Genomic DNA, 17,459 nt, shown 5'->3' with positions numbered 1-17,459 from the left:
GAAACTGAGGTGTGTCGCGCCGCCTCCATCGTGCTACCGCGCTCGGAGATCCGTCATCTCTACCGATCGGTAACCGTTCCGCCTGGTGGGCGGAGCGGCTTGGTGGCGCGCGTCGCGGGCGTCTTCGTCCGCTCCGAACACCCCCGGGTGTTACGAAAAGAGGTGGTCCGACCTGGTGTCCCCTCCGCCCGATGGCGGGCGGCCGGGGTGAGGGCCAACAGGAGACTCTACGCCCGCGCACGTGCGGACCCCGAATGCCGTTCGCATCTCGGGCACGCGTACGGCCTGTGGGCCGGGACCACCCGAAGCATCCTTGTCCCATGCGGAGAAGGGCAAATCGGTGTGATTCCCGACACGTCGACCGGCGTGTTCCGCTGTGACGCGTCAACCTTTGGAGGGGATCGGCGGTCGGGTACTTGCGCGAACCGCCGCGCCCGTGTGGACTACGGCCACAGCCTCGGCATGGATGCCGAGCCGAATACTGGAGGTTATTCCCGTGAGCGCGACCGCGGACCCCGCGGACAAGTCCAACCCGGCGACCCGTCTCGGCTTCGAAGAGGGCCAGATCGTCCAGGAGCTGGGGTACGACGACGACACTGACCAGGATCTCCGTGAGGGCATCGAGGAGATCACCGGGACGGATCTCGTCGACGAGGACTACGACGACGTCGCGGACGCCGTCCTGCTGTGGCACCGCGACGACGACGGGGACCTCACCGACGCCCTCGTCGACGCCCTGGAGTACCTGGCGGAGGGCGGTCTGATCTGGCTGCTGACGCCCAAGACCGGTCGGGACGGCCACATCGAGGCCTCCGACATCGCCGACGCGGCGAAGACCGCCGGTCTCTCGCAGACCAGCTCGATCGCGATCGCCAAGGACTGGGCGGCCACCCGCCTGGCGACCAAGTCCACGGCGAAGCAGCCCAAGCAGCGCTGAACGGAGCCCTGAGCCCCGTACCGGGCCCCGCCGGAGATCTCCTCCGGCGGGGCCCGGCGCATTTCCCGGGAAGGTTCGGGCTCGTCAGGGGGTTTCGGGCTCTCTCGGGGGTTGTGGGCTCTTTCGAGGGTGGAGTGCGCGCTTTTCCGGGCCCGCTCGCGCGTTCGCTCAGGGCGGAACGGCTGGGCCGCCCGGCGGAGCGGGGTCATCCGTTCGGCCGAACGCGGGTGAACGGATGCGAGGATGTCGCCTGCCGTGCCCGCCGCGCGGCCCGGTCGCGTCAGAAAGGTCCCGCTCATGGCCATCGAGGTCGGCACCCCGGCTCCGGACTTCGAGCTCAGCACTCAGCACGGGGAGACGGTCCGGCTGGCCGACTTCCGCGGCCTGCGGCACGTCGTCCTGGTCTTCTACCCGTTCGCCTTCACCGGTGTGTGCACCGGCGAGCTGGGCGCGATCCAGCGCGAGCTGGCCGGGCTGCAGAACGACGACGTCCAGGTGCTCGGCGTCTCCTGCGACTCGCAGTTCGCTCAGCGGGTGTTCGCCGACCGGGAGGGCCTGGAGTTCCCGCTGCTGGCCGACTTCTGGCCGCACGGCGAGGTCGCCCGGGCGTACGGCGTCCTGGACGAGGAGAAGGGCTGCCCGCTGCGCGGCACCTTCGTGATCGACAAGGCCGGCACGGTGCGCTGGAGCGTCGTGAACGGCCTCCCGGACGCCCGGGACGAGCAGGAGTACCTGAAGGTCCTGGCCGGCCTCTGAGGCCCGTGCGATCGGCCGCCCGGGCCCCGCGCGACGCGTCCGCCTCCCCCGTTCGGCCGTGCGTGCGGGAACCCGGTACTACGCTCGGGCCGTTGGCGGAGTGGGGCGTACGCCCGTTTTCGGCGGTCGGCGCCTCGAACCGCACCACCGGGGGCACCGGCCGGTGCCTCCCGATTCTTGGAGGACAAGTGGGAGTCAGCCTCAGCAAGGGCGGCAACGTCTCGCTCACCAAGGAGGCCCCCGGGCTCCAGGCCGTCGTGGTCGGCCTGGGCTGGGACGTCCGGACCACCACCGGGACGGACTTCGACCTGGACGCCAGCGCGCTGCTCTGCAACGAGCAGGGCAAGGTCGGCTCGGACGGCAACTTCGTGTTCTTCAACAACCTGAAGAGCCCGGACGGCTCCGTCGAGCACACCGGTGACAACCGGACGGGTGAGGGCGAGGGCGACGACGAGGCGATCAAGGTCAACCTGGTCGGCGTCCCGGCGGACGTGCAGAAGATCGTCTTCCCGGTGTCGATCTACGACGCCGAGAACCGGGGCCAGAACTTCGGACAGGTGCGCAACGCGTTCATCCGGGTGGTGAACCAGGAGAACAACGCGGAGCTGGCGCGCTACGACCTCTCCGAGGACGCCTCCACCGAGACCGCGATGGTCTTCGGCGAGCTGTACCGCAACGGCGGCGAGTGGAAGTTCCGCGCCATCGGCCAGGGTTACGCCTCCGGCCTGCGCGGCATCGCCCAGGACTTCGGCGTCAACGTCTGAGTCCTCCTGCGGCGCAAGGGTTTTGCGCCGGATTCCCCGGGGCGGGGGGCGGGCCCCGGGGGGGGGGGGGGCGCCCCCGGGGGGGGGGGGGGGCCGGGGGGGGGGGGGGGGGTGTTGGGGGGGGGGGGGGGCCCCCCCGGGCCCCGCCGGCGGGGCGGGGGGGGCGCCCCCCCCCGCGGGGGGGGGGCCGCGGGGGGGGCCGGCGGGGGGGGGGGTGGGGGGGGGGGGGGGCGGCGGGGGGCGCCCCCCCCCCCGGGGCCCCCCCCCCCCGCCCCGGCTTCGTCGGGGTCCGCTGCGCTGCGAGGATGTGAGTTCAGGAAGTTCAGCCGGCCGAAGCGGGCCGGCCGGGGCCGCGGGGGACTACACCTGTAAGGCGCCCCGGGAGAAGCAAGGGAGGAAGAACACCATGGTGGTAACGCTCGCCAAGGGCGGGAACGTCTCGCTCACCAAGGCCGCGCCGAACCTGACGCAGGTCCAGATCGGCCTCGGCTGGTCCGCCCGTTCGACCACGGGCGCACCGTTCGACCTCGATGCGAGCGCCCTGATCTGTGGTGGCGGACGGGTGCTCGGCGACGAGTACTTCGTCTTCTACAACAACCTCAAGAGCCCCGAGGGCTCGGTGGAGCACCAGGGCGACAACCTCGTGGGCGGCGACGACACGGGTGACGACGAGCTGGTCCTGGTCAACCTGGAGCTGGTCCCGGCCCAGGCGGACAAGGTGGTCTTCGCGGTCTCGATCTACGAGGCCGAGGCCCGGCTGCAGAACTTCGGACAGGTGCGCAACGCCTACATCCGGGTCGTCAACTCCGTCGACGGCCAGGAGATCGCGCGCTACGACCTGTCCGAGGACGCGTCCAGCGAGACCGCGATGATCTTCGGCGAGCTGTACCGGTACGCGGGTGAGTGGAAGTTCCGCGCGGTGGGCCAGGGCTACGCCTCCGGCCTGCGCGGGATCGCGCTCGACTTCGGCGTCAACGTACAGTAAGGGCGTAAATCGGACTTATCGCACCCGATCAACGATCATGAGAACAGAGGGCAGTGCGGGGGTGACCTGACCGGGCCCGGCCCGGTCGGGCGTCTCGGGACCAGGCCGCCCCCGACACGGCCAGAACCCGAAAGGTAGCCAACTCCCGTGTTCCTCCGCACATTCGGCTGGTCGTTCGCGATCACCGCACTAGGCCTGATCGCGGCCGGACTGCTCTGGGGAGCCCAAGGCTTCGGCATCGTGCTGATCCTCTCCATCCTGGAGATCTCCCTGTCCTTCGACAACGCGGTGGTCAACGCCACGGTGTTGAAGCGGATGAACCCGTACTGGCAGAAGATCTTCCTGACGGTCGGTGTGCTGATCGCCGTCTTCGGGATGCGGCTGGTCTTCCCGCTGCTGGTCGTGGGGCTCACCGCGAAGCTCAATCCGGCGACGGTCGTCGACCTCGCACTGCACTCCGACAAGACCCACGACGGCCTGACCTACGGCCAGTACCTGGCGGCGGCCAACCCGGCCATCGCGGCCTTCGGCGGCGTCTTCCTGCTCATGATCTTCCTGGACTTCGTGTTCGACGAGAAGGAGCACAACTGGCTGGGCTGGCTGGAGCGCCCGCTGGAGAAGGTCGGCAAGCTGGACGCCCTCTCCAGCGTCGTCGCCCTGGTCGCGCTGGTGCTGGCCTCGCGCTTCTTCGCGGCGGAGCACGCCGAAACCGTTCTGCTGGCCGGTGTGCTCGGCCTGATCACCTACCTCGTGGTCGGCGGCCTCTCCTCGATCTTCGAATCGGGCCTGGAGGAGGAGGCCGAGCGCGAGGAGGAGGCCGAGAAGTCCGGCAAGTCGATCGTCCAGGTCGCCGGCAAGGCCGCGTTCTTCCTGTTCCTCTACCTGGAGGTGCTGGACGCCTCGTTCTCCTTCGACGGCGTGGTCGGCGCCTTCGCGATCTCCAACGACATCTTCCAGATCACCCTGGGCCTCGGCATCGGCGCGATGTACATCCGCTCGCTGACCGTCTTCCTGGTCCGCAAGGGCACCCTGGACGACTACGTCTACCTGGAGCACGGCGCGCACTACGCGATCGGCGCGCTCGCGGTGATCCTGCTGGTCGGGATCAAGTACCACATCCCGGAGATCGTCACCGGCCTGATCGGCGTCGCCTTCATCGGGCTGGCGCTGGCCTCCTCGATGCTGCGCAACCGGCGCGAGGGCGCGGCGGACGAGAAGGAACTCGTCGGCAGCGAACAGTAGTCCGCGACGGTTTTCGGCGAAGCGCGACGGCCGCCTCCGGGATTCCGGGGGCGGCCGTTTCGCGTTGCTCCTGCGGTGCAGGGTCAGCCCAGCTGCTGCTCGATCGCGCGCAGCTTGCGCTCCAGCGAGTCCAGCTTCGGCATCGACAGGGTGTCGTCGTCGACCGTCAGGTCGATCGTCGAGCTGCGGGAGGACGAGACCGAGCTGCTCGTCGAGCTGCTGGTCGAGCTGCTCAGCGAGGAGGAGAAGGAGTAGGACGAGCCGACGGCGGCGCGGGGGCGGCCGGCGTCGAGGGCGGTCGGCTCCAGCAGGCTCGTCGAGGCGGACGAACTGCGCGGGGTCGACGGGGCGAACGGGTCCTGCACGGTCGGGGTGGCGTGGTCGCTCCCGGCGGCTAGGGCAGGCTCCGTAGCGCTCGGGCCGTCTCCGGCCGCCGTGAGCGCGGGCACCTGACGCCCGCCGCGGGCCCGGGCGAGCATGCCGCCCTGGCGGGAGATGGCCTTCAGCTCGGCCCGCTCGCGGCGGTCGGCGGAACGGGCGCGCACCTTGGCGTCCATCTTCGCCTGGCGCTCCTCGCGCACCTCCTCCACCGCCTCGTCCAGGCTGCGGACGTTCTCCAGCAGCATCAGCGACCAGGCCGCGTAGGTCTCGCGCGGGGCGCGCAGCCAGCGGACGATGCGGATCTGCGGCAGCGGACGCGGCACCAGGCCCTGCTCGCGCAGCGCGGCCTTGCGGGTCTGCTTCAGCGCCCGGTCGAACAGGATCGCCGCCGAGATCGACATGCCGGAGAAGAACTGCGGGGCGCCGGCGTGGCCCAGGCCGCGCGGGGCGTGCACCCAGTTGAACCAGGCCGAGGCGATCGCGAACACCCAGACCAGCAGGCGGGAACCGAGCGCGGCGTCGCCGTGGCTGGCCTCGCGGACGGCGAGCACCGAGCAGAACATCGCGGCGCCGTCCAGGCCGAACGGGACGAGGTACTCCCAGCCGTTGGACAGGCCGAGGTTCTCGATGCCGAAGCCCACCAGGCCGTGGAACGACAGCGCGGCCGCGACGCCGGCGCAGCAGAACAGCAGGGTGTACGAGGAGATGCCGTAGATCATCTCCTTGCGGCGGCGGCGGTCCTCGCTGCGCTCCCAGGAGTCGGCGGACTCGTCCTTCTTCGAGCTCTTGAATCGCAGCGTCGCCATCAGGATGGCGACGAACAGCAGGGCTGCGCCGCCGATGACGGTCCAGACCAGCTGTATGGAGGTCAGGTTCATTGCGGGTCGGGCCTCGGGTTTCCGCAGGGGACGGGTTCACGGTGCGACACAGGCGGTCAGGACCAGCCGCGTGGGCACTGCCTGACGGTTCGTTCGTCACCGCACGGTGTGTCCACCGCGCCCGCGCAGGGGCGGACGGGACACCTGTGCGGCTAGACGATATCGCGTCCGAAGGGGCGGCATGTTACGGGAGGGCGGCTTCCCCGGGCCAATCGACCCACCGGTTCGCGTCACGGGTGGGCGTGAACCGCCTTACGGGGTAGGGAAAGGGGAAGTCCGGGTATCCGTCGCCCGGGCCGATGCCCGATCATGGACCGGCGGACCGGGACCGGCGGACCGGCGAGCGTTGGAACGTCGAGCGTTGGAACGTCGAGCGTGGGAATGTCGAGCGTCGGAACGTCAGATCGTCTGACGGCGGCAGGGGGAGAGGACTGGATGGTCTCGATCTGGGAGTACCTGCGCGGGGACAAGAGCTACACGTTCGACGATCCCGGCGCCCAGCACAAGGTCACGCTCACCAAGTCGGCGCCGCAGCACGCGCTCACCGGCTCGGCCGCCACCACCGGCTACCTCTACGTCAACCTGCACTGGACCATGCGCTCGGGCGCGACCCGGCCGAGCACCCGGGAGACCCTCAAGCGCTTCTTCAGCCCGCGGATCCTGAGCCCGATGGAGCCGGACTCACCGGGCGGCAACGAGCAGGTGAACGTCGACCTCGACCTGGCCTGCATGTACGAACTCTCCGACGGCACCCGGGGCGTGGTCCAGCCGCTCGGCGAACTCTTCGGCGACCTGCGCGAACCGCCGTACATCAAGCTCAGCGGCGACGACCAGTACGGGGCGCCCTCCGGCGAGACGATGTACGTCAACCTGGAGAAGAAGGACAAGTTCAAGCGGCTGCTGATCTTCGTCTACATCTACGACGGCACCCCGGCCTTCGAGCAGACCCACGCGGTGATAACGATCGTCCCGCAGAGCGGGCCGCGGATCGAGATCAAGCTGGACGAACGGGCCCGGGCGGCGCGCTCCTGCGCGGTGGTGCTGATCGAGAACGGCGGGGACAACCAGCTGACGGTGCGCCGTGAGGTGCGGTACGTCAACGGGTTCCAGGCGGACATCGACCGGCTGTACGGCTTCGGGATGCAGTGGCAGCGCGGGTACAAGGGGCAGCAGCCGACGCGCGGGGACTGAGCTCCGGCGGGGCCGTGATGCTTCTTCGGCGGCCCCGCCGGGGGTGGGTCGGGTGGGTGCTCCGGTGCGTGCCGGCTCAGTGGGGCTGGAACTGCGGGCCCTGCGGGGGCAGCGCGAACTCCTCGCCGGCCGGTGCCGCTGCCGGTGCTGGGGGCTGCGGCGGGACGGGCGGCTGCTGGCCGGTGCCGGGCTGCTGCTGGTGCGGGTAGCCGTAGCTGCCGGGGTGCTGCTGCGGGGGGACGGCCTGGGGCGGCTGGGGGTAGCCGTAGCCGGTGCCCGGCTGCGGCTGGGGCTGCGGCGGGTACGGCTGGGTGGGCTGGGGGTAGCCGTAGCCGGTCGCGGGCTGCTGCTGCGGGTAGCCGTACGCCGGGCCGGGCTGCTGCTGGGGGTAGCCGTAGCCGCCCGGGTGGTGGGTCGGCGGTGCGGGCGGGGCAGGCGGGACGTTCGGGGGCATGGTGGGTGGGGCCATCGGTGGGGGCGTCATGGCCGGCGGGGCCGTGGGCGGGGGCGGGGTCGGCGGTGCGGCTGGCGGCGGGGTCGCCGGGCCTGGAGTCGCCGGGCCTGGAGTCGTCGGGCCTGGAGTCGCCGGGCCTGGAGTCGCCGGGCCGTTCGCGGTGGCGCCGACGGCGGCCGGGGCCGGAGCGGTCGTGGGCTGGGCCGGGGTCTGGGGGTGCGGGACGGCCGGGCTCAGGGTGAAGGTGCCGGGCTCGGGCCGGGCCCCGGAGCGCGGGTCGGGCAGCGGGGTGGCGCGCGGGTCGACCGCACCGCTGGGGGTGGCGGTGGCCGCGGGCGCCGGGGTCGGGGCCGCCGCGGCCTCCTCCGCCTCGTCGTCGACGGTGATGCCGAAGTCGGTGGCCAGGCCGATCAGTCCGGAGGTGTAGCCCTGGCCGATCGCCCGGAGCTTCCAGGCGCCGTTGCGCCGGTAGAGCTCGGCCGCGACGAGGGCGGTGACGTTCTCGGCGTCGGCGATCGCGAACTCGGCGAGCGGGACCGCGCCTTCACCGGCCGCGGCGTCGAACAGCAGCAGCCGCAGCCCGGGGACGGCGCGGAACGGGCCGCCCTCGGAGGAGCCGGCCAGCACCACCCGGTCCACCTCGACGGGCAGCTTGGCGAGTTCGACCTCGACCGTGTCGATGATCTCGGCGCCGCCGGAGGTGTGCTGCTTGGGCAGGTGGCGCACCAGCCCGGAGGGGTGCCGCGGCTGGTTGTAGAAGACGAAGTCGGCGTCCGAACGGACCCTGCCGTTGGCGCCGAGCAGCAGCGCGGACGCGTCCACGTCCGGCGCACCGGGCGTGGCGCTCCAGCGCAGCACGGCGCGGACCGCCGCCGCCGGCAGTGCGATGTTGGCGCCCTTGGCCATCACGTGCGTCATAGCGGACCATCCTGCCTGTTCGCCACCGCTTCGGACAACGTGACCGGGAGCGCCTGCGCGGGGGTGGACTTTGCCAAGACTTGCGCTTGATCGAGGTTTGCCGTCGGCCTCGCCACGATCGGGGGGCGACCGTCCGGGTGGGCCCCGCACCTGCCCGATGTTCCGGGAGTTCAGTGCCCCGGCGCCCGGAAAGGCCGGATTCCGTCCGTACGATGGGCGTTCGAACAGGCCCCCGGAGGGTCGGCGGAGGGGAGTCCGCCGGCGGTGCGTCCAGGTGAAACCGCGGGCCGGAGGCCGTCCACCCCGAGGAGACCACCTTGCGCCATTTCGGCCACCTCGCCGATGACGTCCGCGCCCGGCTGTTCCTGGAGCAGCCGCGGACCTTCACCGCGCAGAGCGAGCCTGTTGTGCTCGCCACCGCCCTGGGCGGCACCCTCTACAGCCCCGCCACCAGGCCCGCGTTGGCCGCCGACATCCGCAAACAGGCTGCTCAGGGCGTGGTTTCGATGGTCCTCTGCCTGGAGGACGCGATCGCCGACCACGAGGTGGACGCGGGCGAACGGAACCTGGTCGAGCAGATCGCAGACCTGGTCAATGATTTCACCGACTGTACACAGGGTCATCCACTTCTCTTCATCAGGGTTCGCGCCGCCGCGCAGATCCCCGACCTGGTCGAACGGCTCGGCCTGGCCGTCGGACTGCTGAGCGGCTTCGTGCTGCCCAAGTTCACGGCCGAGGGCGGCGGCGCCTATCTGTCCGCCCTCGCCGCCGCCGAGGCCGCGACCGGTCGGCGGCTGTTCGCCATGCCCGTCCTGGAATCGCCCGAACTCGCCCACCTGGAGACCCGGCGCGAGCAGCTCTTCGGCGTCGCCGAGCTGCTCGCCGCCCACCGCGAACGGGTGCTCGCCGTCCGGCTCGGCGTCACCGACCTGTGCTCCGCCTACGGACTGCGGCGCTCGCCCGACCTCACCGCGTACGACGTGGCGCTGGTCGCGGGGGTGATCGGGGACGTGGTCAATGTGCTCGGCCGGGCGGACGGCACCGGGTACACCGTGACCGGGCCGGTCTGGGAGTACTTCCCGGTGCAGGAGCGGATGTTCAAGCCGCAGCTGCGCCGCACACCGTTCGCGGCGAGCGCCGGCACGGCCCGGGCCTCCGGCGAGGAGGTCCGCCGCCGGATCATCGAGCACGACCTGGACGGGCTCATCCGCGAGGTCGAACTCGACCGCGCCAACGGCCTGTTGGGCAAGACCTGCATCCACCCCAGCCACGTCCCCGCGGTGCACGCGCTCTCCGTGGTCACGCACGAGGAGTACTGCGACGCCCGCGACATCCTCCGGCAGGAGCAGGGCGGCGGCGGGGTACTGCGCTCGGCGTACACGAACAAGATGAACGAGGCCCGGCCGCACCGCGCCTGGGCGGAGCGGGTGCTGCTGCGGGCGGAGGTCTTCGGGGTGGCCCGCGAGGACGTGAGCTTCGCGGAGCTGCTGTCGGCCTGCCTGTGCGGCTGACCCCTGACTGACGCGCGTGATCCGACCAGCGCATCGGACGGGCGCTGGCGGACGAGTGCTGGCGGACGAGCGCCGGCAGACGGGCGCCGGCGAACGTGCACCGGCGAACGAGCACCGGCGAACGAGCAGTATCGAACGAGCACCATCGAAGGCGGGACCAGTAGTGACGGCAGCGGAACAGAATCGGACCGGCGGGCGGCGGGGCGGGCAGCAGGGCGTGCGGGGTGGAGAGCGGAGTGGAACGCGGAGCGGAGCGCGGCGCGGCGAGTGGACCGGGCGCTGGGTCGCCGAGCGGGCCGGGATAACGCTGACCGGATCGGAGCGCCTGCCCGACCTCGTCGGCCTGGCCCTGCGCGCCGGCAACCCCAAGCGCGCCCACCTGCTGGTCTCCAGCGTGCTCGGCAAGCACGTCCCGCAGCGGCCCGCCGTGGTGCACGGCGCCGGGCTCGAACTCGGCCGCCGGGTCCACGAGTTGCTCGGCGACAAGGCGGCCGCGCGGACCGTCGTGCTCGGCTACGCGGAGACGGCCACCGGCCTCGGTCACAGCGTCGCCGACGGCCTCGACGCGCCCTACCTGCACTCCACCCGCCGTCCCGTCCCCGGGATCCCCCCGCTCGGCGGGTTCGAGGAGGAGCACTCGCACGCCACCGGGCACCTGCTGCTCCCCGCCGATCGCGAACTCCTCGGTGGCGGCGGACCGTTGGTGCTGGTGGACGACGAGCTCTCGACCGGCCGGACGGTCCTCAACACCATCCGCGAACTGCACGGCCGCCACCCGCGTGACCACTATGTGGTGGTCGCCCTGGTCGACCTGCGCTCGGCCGACGACCGGCGCCGGCTCGCCGCGGCCGCCGCCGAACTCGGCGTCCGGCTGGACGTGGTGGCCACCGCGAGCGGCGGCGTCGACCTGCCCGAGGACATCGTGATGCGGGCCGAGCGGCTGATCGCCGCGGTGCCCCCGGCCGCCGCGCCCCCGGCGGTCGAGCCCGCCCCGCTGGTCCGGGTCGAGCTGGACTGGCCCGCCGGGCTGCCGGACGGCGGCCGGCACGGTTTCACCGCCCGCGACCGCGAGCGGCTGGACGCCGTACTGCCCGCGCTGGCCGGGCAGTTGGCCTCGGCATTGGCCGGTACGGAGGCTTTGCCCGGCGGGGCGGATCGGGTGCTGGTGCTCGGCTTCGAGGAGCTGATGTATGCGCCGCTGCGGCTGGCCGAGGCGCTCGCCCAGCGGCTCGGCGGCGACCGCGTCCGCTACTCCACCACCACCCGTTCCCCCGTCCTCGCCGTGGACGATCCCGGCTACGCGATCCGCACCCGGCTGGTCTTCCCCGCCCACGACGACCCGCAGGACGGCGCCTCGCGCGAACGCTACGTCTACAACGTCGCCCCCGGCGCCGACGGGGTCCGCCGCTTCGACGCCGTGGTGCTGGTGGTGGACGACGTAGCCGACACCCCGGCCCTGCACCAGGGGGAGTACGCGCTGCTGCGCCAGCTGCGGCAGGTCACCGACCGGGTGGTTCTCGCGGTGCTGCCCTCGCACCGGCCGGCGCTGCCCGCCCCGCTGTACGGCCCGGCGTTCTCCTCGTACCGCCCGGAGGAGGTGGCCTGGCTGCTCAAGGACCTCTCCGACGTCCGACTGGAGGCCCCCACCGAGGAGCGCGAGGAGGCCGTCCAGAGCGGCGGCGCGCACTACGCCGAGTCGCTGCCGGTCGAGTACCGGCCCAGCCCCGAGTACCAGGAGCTGTTCCACCAGGCGCTGCGCGGCTCCGCCGGCCGGATCGCGCTCGCCGTCGGCACCGTCGCCGAGACGCTGCTGCGCGAGCGCGGGCCCGGACTGGTGCTGGCCTCGCTGGCCCGGGCCGGGACGCCGGTCGGCATCCTGGTCCGCCGCTGGCTGGCCTTCGCCCACGGCCTGGACGTATCGCACTACGCGGTGTCGATCGTCCGCGGCCGGGGCATCGACCGGGTCGCCCTGCGCTACCTGGCGGCCCACCACCGGGCGGCGGACGTGGTGTTCGTGGACGGCTGGACCGGCAAGGGCGCGATCACCCGCGAACTCGCCGCGGCGCTGGCCGGCACCGGCTTCGATCCGGACCTCGCGGTGCTCGCCGACCCGGGCCGCTGCGTGCGCACCTACGGCACCCGGGACGACTTCCTGATCCCCTCCGCCTGCCTCAACTCCACGGTGTCCGGGCTGGTTTCGCGCACCGTGCTGCGCGCCGGGCTGATCGGGCCGGAGGACTTCCACGGGGCCAAGCACTACGCCGAACTCGCCGGTGGCGACGTGTCGGAGGCCTTCCTGTCCGCGGTGGCCGCGTGCTTCCGCGATGTTCGCGCGGAGGCGGTCGAGGGCGCCGAGCGGCTGGCCGCCGACCCGGACCGCACTCCCGACTGGGCCGGCTGGGCCGCCGTCGAGCGGATCAGCGCCGAGTACGGGATCGACGACGTCAACCTGGTGAAGCCCGGGGTCGGCGAGACCACCCGGGTGCTGCTGCGCCGCGTCCCCTGGCGGGTACTGGCCCGGCGTGGCGCCGGTGCCGACCTCGACCACGTACGACTGCTCGCCGCGCAGCGCGGAGTTCCGGTCGAGGAGGTGGACGGGCTGCCGTACAGCTGCGTGGGCCTCATCCACCCCCGCTACAGTCGGGGCGCGACGGGGGCGAGCGGGCGGGCCGTGCGGGGGAGGGAGTCCTGATGGGTGACGTGCTGGTGGCCAGTGATCTCGACCGTACGCTCATCTACTCCGAGCGGGCCCTGGCGCTGGACGGTCCCGACCGGGAGGCGCCGCGGCTGCTCTGCGTCGAGGTGCTGGACGGGCGGCCGCTGTCCTATCTGACCGAGCGGGCGGCCGCGCTGCTGGCCGAGCTGGGGCGGAAGGCCGGCTTCGTGCCCGCCACCACCAGGACCGTCGAGCAGTACCGGCGGGTCAACCTGCCCGGCCCGCAACCGACTTACGCGATCTGCGCGAACGGCGGACAGCTGCTGGTGGACGGCGCGCCCGACCCGGACTGGCGCCGCGAGATCACCGCCCGGATCGCGGCCGGCTCGGCGCCGGCGGCGGAGGTGGTCCGGCAGCTCGCGCTCTGCGCCGACCCGGAGTGGACCCGCAAACGGCGGGTCGCCGACGAGCTGTTCGCCTACCTGGTCGTCGAGCGCGACCGGCTGCCAGCCGGCTGGCTGGCCGAGCTGACCGGCTGGTGCGCCGAACGCGGCTGGCGGGTCTCGCTGCAGGGCCGCAAGGTGTACGCCGTGCCCCAGCCGCTGTGCAAGAGCGCGGCGCTGGCCGAGGTCCTCCGCCGCAGCGGCGCGGACACCGTGCTGGCAGCCGGGGACTCGCTGCTTGACGCCGACCTGCTGCTCGCCGCCGACGCCGGGTGGCGCCCCGGGCACGGCGAACTGGCCGACAGCGGGTGGACGGCCCCCGGCGTCACCGCCCTCGCGGAGGTGGGGGTGGCGGCGGGGGAGGAGATCGCCCGTCGGTTCCTCTCGGCTGCGGTCGGCTAGCCGCAGCACCCACCGCCGCAGCAGCCGCCCCCGCTCGGGGCCTGCTGCGGCGCGCCGCCGGCCGCCGCTCCGGTGACGGCGACGGTGGACAGCAGCTTCACGGTGTCCGGGTGGCCCTGCGGGCAGACGGCGGGGTCGTTGGCCTGCGCCATGGGGCGGCTGAGCTCGAAGGTGGCGCCGCAGGAGCGGCAGCGGAAGTCGTAGCGTGGCATACCGGCAGGGTACCGATGCGCGGTCACCGGTTGTCGACGGTGTCGGTGGTCATCGGGTGGTCATCGGGTGGTCATCGGTGGCCGAGGGGATCGGTGGTCACCGGTGGCCGAGATCGCCGCGGATCAGGCCGATCACCTGCGCCGCCGTCTCCCGCACCGCCGCCAGCTCGGTCAGGAAGTACCAGTAGTCGGGGTGCCGGCCGGCCGCCTGGAGGTTCGCCACCGCCCGGTCCAGCCGGGCCACCGCCTCGTCCAGCGGGGCGGCGTGCCGCGGGTCCGGCGCGCTGCGGCCCGCCATCGCCAGGCGCTGTGCGTCCCGTACGGCGAAGCGGGCCCGCTCCACCTCCCGGTTCGGGTCGTGCTGCACCTCGTTCAGCTGCCGCAGCCGCTCGTTCACCGCCTGCACCGAACCGTCCGCGGTGTCCAGCAGCGCGCGGACCGTACCGATCGCGGCCGTGGCGTCCGCCCAGCGTTGCTCGTCCCGGGCCCGGGCGGCCTCGGTGAGCTTGCGCTCCGCGGCCCGGCCGGCCTCGGCGACCTGCTCGGGCACCCGCTGGAGGTCCTGCCAGCAGACGGTGCTGAACCGGCGGCGCAGCTCGCTCAGCGCCGGGTCGACCGTCCCCGCCTTGGTCTCCAACGCCTGGATCCTGGTCCGCAGACTCGACACCCGCCGGTCGAGTTCGCGGGCCCGCTCGGGCAGCTGGGCGGCGTCGGCGGAGATCGCCTCGGCGCGCCGCTTCACGTCCTCGGCCCGCTGCAGCGTGGCCGCCACCCCGTGCCGTGCCGCGCCCTCGTTCAGCCGCCCCAACTCGGGCGCCAGCTCGGCCAACCGGGCCGCCAGGTCGTCGGCCCGCAGGCCGGCGCCGCGCACTCCGTCCAGCGTGGTGGTGGCCTGCAGCAGCGCGCGCTTGGCCTGCTCGACGGCCGGAGTGACCCGCATCAGCTGCTGCTCGGCGTGCTGGAGGGTCGGCTGGAGACGGCGCAGGAAGTCGGTCAGCTCGGCGCGGGCGGAGTGCAGCTGGCCCTTCACGTCCTCCAGCAGACGCCGCGCCATGGCGGCGGAACCGGCGTCCAGGGCCTCGTTGTCCAGGTCATGGGCGTCGAGGGCGGCCAGGTAGTTCACCGTGACCTGCTCGACCCGACCGGAGATCGCCGGCAGCTCGGCCAGCGCACGCTGCGCCCCCGCACCCTCCTCCGCGGCCCGGACGGTCTCCACCGCGAGCTGCACCTCGCGCTGCGTCTCGTCCAGCTCGTAGAACGCCTCCTGCGCCGCGGCCCGGGCCTCCTTGGCCTCCGCCCGCACACCCTCCCCGGCCCCGCGCCGACCCCACCAGCCGCCACTGCCCGCCGACGCCAGCCCCACAGCCCCCAACGCACCCGCCAGCACCACCGGCAGCACCAGCGCATCGCCCAGCGCACTCCCCGCCCGACGCCGCCCCCGCCGCCCGCTCCCGCCGGCCACCGCCACTGCGCGCTCCCTGCTCCCTGCTCCGACCCGCTGATCCGCGCCCATTCTCCCCGATCCGCCCCACCCGGCGGCACCCCGGGGCCCGCCCCCCACCACACCACCCCTCGGGACCAGGTACCCTAGGCTCTCGTCGTGCGCCCACCAGGCCACGACCGGGGGCGCGTAGCTCAGTGGTAGAGCGCTGCTCTTACAAAGCAGATGTCGGCGGTTCGAAACCGTCCGCGCCCACAGCGAACATGCAGGTCAGGGGCCGTGGTGTCAGCTCGAAGGAGCTGGCACCACGGCCCAGAACACATTGAGAACACATCACGCCGCAACGGTGGCGGCAGCTGCCTCCAAGGCAGCCACTTCGGCGGCGAGTTGGCCGCCTACTTCTGTGTCTTCTCGGCTTCCCGGCCAGAGGTTCAAGTGCCCCCGCTATAGTGCGAGCACCCCCGATCCCTCCTCCCGGGGGATCCCCGGTGAGCAGGGATTACTTTCGTCATCTCGGGATGGTGACAGGGCGGCACTGCCGAGCACGGTCACCGGACGGGAGTCTGGTGACCATGGCAACGACACAGGCGGTGCTGACGGCCGAAGGGCTGCGGTACCGGTACGGAGAGACGGTCGCACTGGACGGCGTGGACCTGCGGGTCGACCCGGGAGAGTGCGTCGCGCTGCTCGGCCCCAACGGGGCCGGGAAGTCGACACTGGTGGCGCTCGCGGTCGGACTGCTCGCGCCGCAGCACGGGACGGTGCGGATCCTGGGCGGTGACCCGCGCCGCGCGACGACCCGCCGACGGCTGGGTGTGGCGCAGCAGACCCTGGGATTCCCGAACACGCTGACCGTGAACGAGTTGGTGAGCGGTGCCGCCGTCCGCGGTGGGCTGCGGGCGGCGGCAGCCGGTCCGATCCTGGCGGAGCTCGGGCTGACCGAGCTCGCGCGCAGGCGGGTGTCGAAGCTCTCCGGCGGTCAGCGGCAACGCGTGCAGTTGGCGATGGCGCTGGTCACCGAGCCGGCGCTGCTGGTGCTGGACGAACCGACGGTCGGCCTGGACACCCGGGCGCGGCGGCACTTCTGGCAGGTCCTGGCGCAGCGCAGGGCGCAGGGCACCGCGGTGCTGGTGACCACGCACCTGATCGAGGAGTCAGCCGCGGTCGCGAACCGGGTGGTGGTGCTCGACCGCGGCCGGGTACTGGCGGACGCGCCGCCGGAGGAACTCGTGTCCCGCCTGCCGGACCGCACGGTGACCGTCCGGACCGGTCTGGACCAGGACGGACTGGAGCGGCTGCCGGGCGTGCTCCGGGTCAGGCGGGAGCGCGAGCTGGTAACGATCCAGACCCGCTCGCCGGAGGACCTGTTGCGCGTGCTGCTGGCCCGCGATCCGCAGTTGTCGGAGCTGCGGGTTCAGGACGCCGGTTTGGCGGAGGCCGTGGTCGCGCTGACCGGCGACCGTGAACTCCCGGAAAGCACTCGGGAAGGCAGGGCAGCGTGAACGTGATGACAGGACGGGTCTTCTGGGCCGAGCTGCGGGACGAACTCCGGTCGATCGTGCGGGAGCCCACCTCGTTGTTCTTCGGCGTCCTCATGCCGGTCGGGTTCTTCGTGCTGTTCAACCTGCTGTACGGGCAGGACGCCGTCCAGGGCCTCTCGGCCGGTACGGCGATGGTGGCCACGTTCGGCACCTACGGCGTGATCACGGTGGCCTCGTTGCAGCCGGGGGTAGGGGTCGCACAGGACCGGGACCTCGGCTGGCTGCGCATGAAGCGAGTGTCCGCGGTGCCGATCTGGATCAGCCTCGCCGCCAAGGCCACCGCCGCGCTCCTCTACGGGGTGGGCGTGCTGGTGCTGATGGGGGTGGCGGCCGCGGTCTTCGGCACGCTCCACGCCTCGCCCTGGGCGCTGGTGCGGGTGGTGCTGGTGCTGCTGCTGGGCAGCGTCCCGTTCACGCTGTTCAGTGTGGCGGTCGGTTTCCGGTTCCGCCCGGGTGCCGCGATCGCGCTGCTCAACGCGGTGCTGTTCCCGCTGGCGGTGCTGTCCGGGCTGTGGATCCCGATCCGGTTCCTGCCCTCGGCCGTGCGGGACATCGCGGAGTTCCTGCCCACCTACCACCTCGCACAGCTCGGGCTCGCTCAGCTCGGCGACGGCACCGCCCTGATCCATGTGCTCGCCCTGCTGGTCACCACGGCGGTGGCGGCCGGTACGGCGGCGACGTCCTACCGTCACGCGCGGCTCTGACGCATAACGACCAGGATCGGAGGCGGACCCGAGGTGGATACGA

General features: G+C 72.6%; 15 protein-coding genes and 1 tRNA gene. 12 read left to right on the top strand and 4 right to left on the bottom strand.

Annotated elements, in window-relative coordinates; genetic code table 11:
* Nucleotides 1-496: 496 nt before the first annotated feature.
* The 5 genes from ACIG5E_RS21270 (at nt 497) to ACIG5E_RS21250 (ending at nt 4,684) form a co-directional block, all read left to right on the top strand.
* Nucleotides 497-937, top strand: coding sequence for a DUF3052 domain-containing protein (locus ACIG5E_RS21270; protein WP_030287538.1), 441 nt, complete (start codon nt 497-499; stop codon nt 935-937).
* A 297-nt stretch (nt 938-1,234) separates the two neighbouring features.
* Nucleotides 1,235-1,693, top strand: coding sequence for a peroxiredoxin (locus ACIG5E_RS21265; protein ID WP_396535492.1), 459 nt, complete (start codon nt 1,235-1,237; stop codon nt 1,691-1,693).
* A gap of 188 nt (nt 1,694-1,881) precedes the next feature.
* Entirely contained in the window at nt 1,882-2,457 is a 576-nt protein-coding gene (locus ACIG5E_RS21260) for a TerD family protein (protein ID WP_396535490.1), read from the top strand.
* 406 nt (nt 2,458-2,863) lie between these two features.
* Complete coding sequence (locus ACIG5E_RS21255; RefSeq protein ID WP_396236129.1) at nt 2,864-3,442, top strand: TerD family protein; 579 nt, start codon at nt 2,864-2,866, stop codon at nt 3,440-3,442.
* Nucleotides 3,443-3,589: 147 nt separating this feature from the next.
* Nucleotides 3,590-4,684 (top strand): DUF475 domain-containing protein, encoded by a 1,095-nt coding sequence (locus ACIG5E_RS21250; RefSeq protein WP_396535488.1) that lies wholly within the window; start codon nt 3,590-3,592, stop codon nt 4,682-4,684.
* An 83-nt stretch (nt 4,685-4,767) separates the two neighbouring features.
* On the opposite strand, the gene ACIG5E_RS21245 is transcribed toward ACIG5E_RS21250, so the two are convergent.
* Complete coding sequence (locus ACIG5E_RS21245) at nt 4,768-5,943, bottom strand: DUF2637 domain-containing protein (RefSeq protein ID WP_396535486.1); 1,176 nt, start codon at nt 5,941-5,943, stop codon at nt 4,768-4,770.
* A gap of 435 nt (nt 5,944-6,378) precedes the next feature.
* Here ACIG5E_RS21245 and ACIG5E_RS21240 point away from each other — a divergent pair, with 435 nt between their 5' ends.
* Nucleotides 6,379-7,134, top strand: coding sequence for a Tellurium resistance (locus tag ACIG5E_RS21240; RefSeq protein WP_396535484.1), 756 nt, complete (start codon nt 6,379-6,381; stop codon nt 7,132-7,134).
* 76 nt (nt 7,135-7,210) lie between these two features.
* On the opposite strand, the gene ACIG5E_RS21235 is transcribed toward ACIG5E_RS21240, so the two are convergent.
* Entirely contained in the window at nt 7,211-8,506 is a 1,296-nt protein-coding gene (locus tag ACIG5E_RS21235; protein WP_396535482.1) for a TerD family protein, read from the bottom strand.
* A 317-nt stretch (nt 8,507-8,823) separates the two neighbouring features.
* Here ACIG5E_RS21235 and ACIG5E_RS21230 point away from each other — a divergent pair, with 317 nt between their 5' ends.
* The 3 genes from ACIG5E_RS21230 (at nt 8,824) to ACIG5E_RS21220 (ending at nt 13,518) form a co-directional block, all read left to right on the top strand.
* On the top strand, nt 8,824-10,017 hold the full coding sequence (locus ACIG5E_RS21230; RefSeq protein ID WP_396535480.1) for an HpcH/HpaI aldolase/citrate lyase family protein: 1,194 nt from the start codon (nt 8,824-8,826) through the stop codon (nt 10,015-10,017).
* A 217-nt stretch (nt 10,018-10,234) separates the two neighbouring features.
* Nucleotides 10,235-12,709: a phosphoribosyltransferase gene (locus ACIG5E_RS21225; RefSeq protein WP_396535572.1), complete on the top strand. Its 2,475-nt coding sequence runs from the start codon at nt 10,235-10,237 to the stop codon at nt 12,707-12,709.
* A complete protein-coding gene (locus tag ACIG5E_RS21220) occupies nt 12,709-13,518 on the top strand; it encodes an HAD family hydrolase (protein ID WP_396535478.1) in 810 nt (269 codons plus the stop codon). Before ACIG5E_RS21225 ends, ACIG5E_RS21220 begins: the two co-directional genes overlap by 1 nt.
* Here ACIG5E_RS21220 and ACIG5E_RS21215 read toward each other — a convergent pair.
* Complete coding sequence (locus ACIG5E_RS21215) at nt 13,515-13,730, bottom strand: zinc ribbon domain-containing protein (protein ID WP_396535476.1); 216 nt, start codon at nt 13,728-13,730, stop codon at nt 13,515-13,517. The two genes, ACIG5E_RS21220 and ACIG5E_RS21215, sit on opposite strands and share 4 nt — an antisense overlap.
* Before the next feature lie 97 nt (nt 13,731-13,827).
* Nucleotides 13,828-15,243, bottom strand: coding sequence for a hypothetical protein (locus ACIG5E_RS21210; protein ID WP_396535474.1), 1,416 nt, complete (start codon nt 15,241-15,243; stop codon nt 13,828-13,830).
* 111 nt (nt 15,244-15,354) lie between these two features.
* Here ACIG5E_RS21210 and ACIG5E_RS21205 point away from each other — a divergent pair.
* The 3 genes from ACIG5E_RS21205 to ACIG5E_RS21195 all read left to right on the top strand — a co-directional run bounded on the left by ACIG5E_RS21205 (nt 15,355) and on the right by ACIG5E_RS21195 (nt 17,416).
* Nucleotides 15,355-15,426, top strand: a tRNA-Val gene (locus ACIG5E_RS21205).
* A gap of 317 nt (nt 15,427-15,743) precedes the next feature.
* On the top strand, nt 15,744-16,673 hold the full coding sequence (locus tag ACIG5E_RS21200) for an ABC transporter ATP-binding protein (protein ID WP_396535472.1): 930 nt from the start codon (nt 15,744-15,746) through the stop codon (nt 16,671-16,673).
* 5 nt (nt 16,674-16,678) lie between these two features.
* Entirely contained in the window at nt 16,679-17,416 is a 738-nt protein-coding gene (locus tag ACIG5E_RS21195; protein WP_396535470.1) for an ABC transporter permease, read from the top strand.
* Nucleotides 17,417-17,459 lie beyond the last annotated feature (43 nt).

Source organism: Kitasatospora sp. NPDC053057, assembly GCF_044546945.1.
Classification (GTDB): Bacteria; Actinomycetota; Actinomycetes; order Streptomycetales; family Streptomycetaceae; genus Kitasatospora.
The sequence above is the reverse complement of the archived record's forward strand: the minus strand, read 5'-3'. Positions and strand labels throughout refer to the sequence as shown.